The 6,000-nt window shown below is 73.7% G+C and carries 6 protein-coding genes; 2 read left to right on the plus strand and 4 right to left on the minus strand.

Features of this window, described 5'->3' with window-relative positions; genetic code table 11:
• The first annotated feature begins 195 nt into the window (after positions 1-195).
• Positions 196-1,017 carry an SDR family oxidoreductase gene (locus tag NX801_RS23005; protein WP_258789756.1) on the plus strand — a complete coding sequence of 274 codons (822 nt, stop codon included), beginning with the start codon at positions 196-198 and terminating at the stop codon, positions 1,015-1,017.
• A gap of 168 nt (positions 1,018-1,185) precedes the next feature.
• Positions 1,186-1,419, plus strand: a complete 234-nt coding sequence (locus NX801_RS23010; protein ID WP_258789757.1) for a DUF5133 domain-containing protein — start codon at positions 1,186-1,188, stop codon at positions 1,417-1,419.
• Between the two features lie 309 nt (positions 1,420-1,728).
• Here the strand turns inward: NX801_RS23010 and NX801_RS23015 are convergent, their stop codons facing one another.
• From NX801_RS23015 to NX801_RS23030, 4 genes are all read right to left on the minus strand, one after another.
• Complete coding sequence (locus NX801_RS23015) at positions 1,729-3,387, minus strand: catalase (protein WP_258789758.1); 1,659 nt, start codon at positions 3,385-3,387, stop codon at positions 1,729-1,731.
• Positions 3,388-3,741: 354 nt separating this feature from the next.
• Complete coding sequence (locus NX801_RS23020) at positions 3,742-4,524, minus strand: metallophosphoesterase family protein (protein ID WP_258789759.1); 783 nt, start codon at positions 4,522-4,524, stop codon at positions 3,742-3,744.
• Positions 4,521-4,775: a hypothetical protein gene (locus NX801_RS23025; protein WP_258789760.1), complete on the minus strand. Its 255-nt coding sequence runs from the start codon at positions 4,773-4,775 to the stop codon at positions 4,521-4,523. The genes NX801_RS23020 and NX801_RS23025 overlap by 4 nt, the downstream gene beginning before the upstream one ends.
• Positions 4,772-5,398, minus strand: a complete 627-nt coding sequence (locus NX801_RS23030; RefSeq protein WP_258789772.1) for a nucleotidyltransferase family protein — start codon at positions 5,396-5,398, stop codon at positions 4,772-4,774. The genes NX801_RS23025 and NX801_RS23030 overlap by 4 nt, the downstream gene beginning before the upstream one ends.
• Positions 5,399-6,000 lie beyond the last annotated feature (602 nt).

The raw sequence follows: 6,000 nt of genomic DNA on the forward strand, positions 1-6,000 counted from the left end.
AAACGCACCCGGCAACGCGCCCGGTGCCTCCGAGGCCCCGCCGCCGACGAGGCGCAGACGGGGCACCGACGAGGCACCGACGGGCGTTTCACCGCACCCCCGCCGTGGTACCGGCAAGACCGCCCGGCCACCGGGCCGGCCGCCACCCGCCCGTGGGGGAGAGCCGGCCGACACCCCACCCGTGGAGGAGATCCGATGAACCGTCCCGTTCCGCCCTGCTCCGGCCCGGGCACCCCGGTCGCCGTCGTCACCGGCGCGGACTCCGGCATCGGCCGGGCCACCGCCGTCCGGCTCGCCGCCCAGGGCATGGACGTCGGCATCACCTGGCACCGTGACGAGGCGGGCGCGCTCCGGACCGCCGAGGAGGTGCGCGGCCACGGGCGCCGGGCGGCGATCGCCCGGCTGGACCTCACCCGGCTGCCGGAGGCGGCCGGCACGGTCGGCGCGCTGGCGGACGAACTGGGCCGGATCGACGTCCTGGTGAACAACGCGGGCACCGGCACCGCCACGCCCTTCCTGGAGCTGGAGTACGCCACCGTCCGCGAGGTGCTCGACGTGGATCTGGTCGGGCCCTTCCTCTGCGGCCAGGTCGCCGCCCGCCGCATGATCGAGCAGGGCGAGGGCGGACGGATCGTCAACATCACCTCCGTCCATGAACACCAGCCCCGGGTGGGCGCCGCGCCCTACTGCGCGGCCAAGGGCGGCCTCGGGCTGCTGACCCAGGTGATGGCGCTGGAACTGGCCGAGTACGGCATCACGGTGAACGCCGTCGCGCCCGGCGAGATCGCCACCCCGATGACCGGCCAGGAGGACGAGGACGTCCGCCGCGCCGACCGGCCCGGGGTGCCGCTGGGCCGCCCCGGGGACGCCCGGGAGGTGGCGGCGGTGGTGGCGTTCCTGGCCGGCCCCGACTCCTCGTACGTCACCGGCGCCTCCTGGGCGGTGGACGGCGGGATGCTGCGGATGGGCCCGCAGGCCGGCTCCCATCTGGAGAGCGACGCCTGGCGCCGGCCCTGAGTCTCCGGCCCGGGTGTCCGGCGGGCCGTCTCCTGTTCCGGGACCCGGCGGGGCCGTGGCCGGTTTCCGCCGTCGTGAAGATCACATCGGCCGTCCGGAAGCATGATCGACAGTCGGCCGGGCACGCGCCGTTCACCGGAACGATTCACCGCGACGTGAGGAGCGCCCGTGCCGCCGGCCCATCCCGCCATCATGAACAACCTCCGCCGGCGCTATGAGGAGCTGTCCGTGCTCCACGCCAGGGACGGCCGGCCGGAGAGCCGCCAGGAGCTGGAGGACGTCGGCCGGCTGCTCCGCGTGGCCACCGGCGCCCCCGACATCGCCGCCGCGCTGAGCACCGCCCGCCTCCGGCTCCCCGGCCCCCGGTCCGGGCTCGTCGGCGGCCGGAACGCCGCGCCCTGAGCGGTTACCGGGGACACCGCATCCTGAGCCCGACACCGGGGACGCCGCGTCCCGAGCCCGATACCGGGGCGTCGCGCCCCGACCGACCGGGAGACCGGCTCGGACGGTGCCGAGGACGCCGCGGACGCCGAGGAGGAGGGGCCCACCGTTTCCCGGTGGGCCCCTCCTCCGTCGCGTACCGGGAAACCCCGGGCCGGACCCCGGTGCCCTGCCCGTCCGCCGCCGCCCCACCAGCACCTGGGGCGGACGGCGGCGAGCGGCGGACCGGAAACACCGGGAGCCGGGCCGGCGCGTCACCGCGTCAGCGTGTCACCGGGTGACGACATGCCGCTCGTTGGGGACGCAGTGCGTCATGGTCAGCCCCTCGACGTCCCGGGGCGGGTTCTCGCCCAGGTTGGCCAGCCGCTTGCGGTCCTCCTCGGTCAGGTCCTGGCTCGCCAGCGGCTCCAGACCGGCGACGTCATCCGGGCCGATGCCCAGCCCCTCGCCGACCCGCAGCCCCAGGTCGTTCTCCACCAGCAGGAAGTGCCAGACCATGCGCTCCCGCACCGGGCGGTCGCACTCCTTCAGCAGGGTGATGAAGTTGTGCACCAGGTCGTCCCGCTCCCACTGCTCCATCAGGCAGTACCGCTGGCCCGCCTGCTGGTAGTCATTGGTGCGGGGGATCCGCTTGCGGGTGAGCCGGCCCCGGATCTCCGGGCCCTGCTCGTCGTGGGTCGGGTAGCTGCCCTCGTGCAGACCGCCGGTGATCGACGGCTCGTAGTTGACGCTCGGGTTCTCCCCGCCGCCGTCCACGCTGTACGCCATCAGGCCGTCGCGCTGGTTGGTGCGGACGTCGGCGTGCTTAGCCCGGTTGACCGGCAGCTGGAGGTAGTTGGGGCCGACCCGGTAGCGCTGGGTGTCGCTGTACGAGAAGGTCCGGCCGACCAGCATCTTGTCGTCCGAGAAGTCCAGCCCGTCCACCAGCACGCCGGTGCCGAAGGAGATCTGCTCGTTCTCGGCGAAGTAGTTCTCCGGCATCCGGTTCAGCACCATCCTGCCGACCGGCTTCGGCGGGAAGTCCTGCTCGGGCCAGGTCTTGGTGTCGTCCAGCGGGTCGAAGTCAAGCTCCGGGTGGTCGTGGTCCTCCATCACCTGGACCAGCAGCTCCCACTCGGGGAAGTCGCCGCGCCCGACCGACTCGTAGAGGTCCTTGGTGGCGTGGCCGAGGCCCTCGGCCTGGACGTTCGCCGCGTCCTCCTCGGTCATGCTGCGCACGCCCTGCTTGGGCATCCAGTGGTACTTGACCAGGACGGTGTTCCCCTGGTCGTTGACCCACTTGTAGGTGTTGACGCCGAACCCCTGCATATGGCGGTAGTCGGCCGGGATGCCACGCGGGCTGAACAGATTGACCAGCATGTGCATCGACTCCGGGGTCTGCGACATGAAGTCGAAGATCCGGCGCGGCTGCTGCTCGAAGGTGACCGGGTCCGGCTTCAGCGAGTGGATCACGTCCGGGAACTTGATGGCGTCCCGGATGAAGAACACTCCCAGGTTGTTGCCGACCAGGTCCCAGTTGCCGTCCTCGGTGTAGAACTTCACCGCGAAGCCGCGCGGGTCGCGGGCGGACTCCGAGGAGTCCCGGCCGCCGATGACCGTGGAGAACCGGATGGCCAGGTCGGTGCGCTTGCCGCGCTCCTGGAAGAGCCTGGCGCGGGTGTAGCGGCCGATCGGTTCGTCGCCCCAGGCACCGTACGCCTCGAAATAGCCGTAGGCGGTGACGCCCCGGGCGTGCACCACCCGCTCCGGGATGCGCTCCCGGTCGAAGTGGCTGATCTTCTCCAGGAACTGGTAGTTCTCCAGCGTCGCCGGGCCCCGGGCCCCGACCGTGCGCTGGTTCTGGTTGTCGTAGACCGGGTGGCCCTGGCGGTTGGTGAGCACTTTCCGGTCGTCGCCGGGGGCGGACCCCTGGCTCGAAACGTCCGTCACGATCCTCGGCTCCTTCGACACGTCTGTTGATGCCCGTCCGGTGCCCACCGGACGGGTGCCGGGGCGGGTCGGGGGACCCGCCCCGGGTGACGCGGATGTGTGACCACCGGTGTCCGGTGGTGCTGCCTGGCTTTTTTGTGCCTTAAGTCGCAGTATGCTCCGCCACCCGCCGCGCGGGCAGGGGGAAGGGAGCCACAGGGACCAATTCCGGCCCGTCCCGCCACTGGCGGGCGCCCGGCCCGACACGCCCCTGTTCCCCGCCCGGCACGGGCGCCGGGCGGGGAACAGGGAGTCCGGTCCGGGCGGGGAACGGGGAAGCCGGTCCGGGCGGAGAACGGGGAAGCCGGTCCCGGCTCAGGCCGACCGGGCGCCCGCCCCGGTCACCGCGCCGCTCGCCGCCCGCTCCCCGGCGGCCGGCACCGGCAGGTGGTAGACCGCGAACGCCCGGCCGATCACCGGCTGGGCGACATTGCGCACCCGGACGCCCTCACTGGTCATCCCGTGCTCGGTGCCCATGTGGGCGTGGCCGTGCACCACCAGATCGGCACCCGCCCCGTCCACCGCCTCGGCCAGCAGATAGCTGCCCAGGAACGGATAGATCTCCAGCGGTTCACCCGCCAGGGTGTCCGGCACCGGCGAGTAGTGCGTCAGGGCGATCCGGACCGCGCACTCGGCGTCCCGCAGCGACTCCAGCGAACTCCGCAGCCCGTCGGCGCAGCGCCGGGTGTACCGGATGAACTCCTTCATCTCCGGCTCGCCGAACTCGCCCCCGCTGCGCCCGGCGAAACCGCCGCCGAACCCCTTGGTGCCGGCGATACCCACCCGTACGCCACGGATGTCCAGCACCGTCGCGGCCTTCTCCAGCACGGTGACCCCGGCGTCCTCCAGCGCCTCGGTGATCTCCGCCTCCTGGTCGCTCTGGTAGTCGTGGTTGCCGAGCACCGCGACCACCGGCAGGCCGAGACCGGCGACCTCCCCGGCCACCACCCGGCCCTCCTCGACCGTGCCGTGCCGGGTCAGATCCCCGGCCAGCAGCAGCAGGTCGGCGGAGTCCCGGAGCGTGTCGAAGGCCGGCCGCAGCACGCCCGCGCTGTCCGGGCCCAGATGGATGTCCCCCACAGCGGCGACTCGGATCACGTCAGCTCCTCCGAACGGTCGGGCGCGTCCGCGCGCACCACGGTCAGGTCCTCCCGCAGTTCCAGGCCGGCCAGCTCCTCCCGGGCGATGCGCAGGATCTCGTCCCGGCAGGCGGAACTGGAGACCGAGCCGTAGAGCATCACACCCGCCCCGCGCTGCTCGATCCTGATCCCCAGCTCCGCGATGTCCTCGCTCGCCAGCCGGTCCCGCAGATGGGCGATGCGGTACTCGGCGGGGTCCACGGTGCTCATGACGTGCCCTCCGGTGGGTCGATCACATTCAGGCGCTCCAGCAGGAAGAGGAACGCCTCCGGCATCGGAGCGCCCTCGTTCTCCCGGCGCAGCAGCTCCCAGTCGATCTTCTCCCGCAGGGTCCGGGCGATCGGCAGCACGGCCCCGAAGTCGCAGTGGTGGTCCGAGAAGGCGGCCAGCAGGCTGCCGAGGAGATCGGTCGGCGAGAGCACCGGCATCCGCACCGAGTCCACCGGCAGGATCTCCGCCCGGTCCAGCAGCTCATGGGTGACCGGGTGGCGGGCCAGCTCGAAGATCAGGTCGATCTCCTCGCCGTGGCTGCGCGCCTTGATCAGCCAGTCCTCCGGCGGCACCCGCACCTGGATGCCGGCCCGCTCCAGCTCCTCGGTCACCGCCCGGGCGTCCTCCCGCAGGATCGCGAAGTCGGTGTCGTGCTGGAAGTTGGCCGGTACCCCGTGCGCGTACGCCGCCACGCTGCCGGCCAGCGCGAACGGATGCCCGGCGCCCTTCAGCAGCCCGGCCACGTGCTTGGTGGCCTCCAGAATGGCCTGGGTGCGGTCGGGCGGCAGCTGGCCGCCGCCCGGCGGCAGCCCGTGCGCCCCGGCGCCGGGGTCCTCCAGAATCTGCCGCTCCCCGTCCCCGGCCGTCGCACCGCCGGCCGTCGTACCGCCCGGTGCCTCCGCCTCCGGCGTCCCGCCGCTCCCGGCCCCGCCGGTGTCGTCGCTGTCATCGGTGCTGCCCGCTCCGGCGCCGCTCCCGCCGTACGTCTCCTCCCGCCGGACACTCCGGACCACAGCGCCGCCGGAACGCCGTTCCGCGCCGCCGCCCGGTCCGGCCGGACCGCCGCCGGACGTTCCGCCGTCCGCCGCCTCTCTGCCGCCGGCCAGCCGCAGGCCGGGGGGCTGCGCCGGCTCGCCGGGCCGGGTGGCGTCTTGCGCGTCGTTCCTCACCGGTACTCCGCCCTCTCCTCGTCGGCTCTGGGGGAGCGGATCGGGTACCCCCGGCACGGCGGGTGCATACCCGGACGCGGCGCCGGAGACGGCGGTGGACGGGTGTACGGGGAAAGACGCCCGGGGCGGGTCCCCCCGCCGGCGAAGGGCGGGGGGCACGCCCCGCGGGGCGGGGGGGGGGGGGGCCCGGGCGCCCCCGCCAGGGGCCCCGCCCCGGGGCCCCGGACCTGGGTGGGGAGTGTCGTCGGCGTGTCCCGGCCGCTCGGCCCCCCACC

Source organism: Streptomyces pyxinae, from assembly GCF_024756275.1.
In the GTDB taxonomy this organism is placed as follows: domain Bacteria; phylum Actinomycetota; class Actinomycetes; order Streptomycetales; family Streptomycetaceae; genus Streptomyces; species Streptomyces pyxinae.

Coding starts and splice junctions, on each gene's coding strand:
- NX801_RS23005 (WP_258789756.1), top strand. CDS start 196: ATGAACCGTCCCGTTCCGCCCTGCTCCGGCCCGGGCACCCCGGTCGCC.
- NX801_RS23025 (WP_258789760.1), bottom strand. CDS start 4,775: ATGAGCACCGTGGACCCCGCCGAGTACCGCATCGCCCATCTGCGGGAC.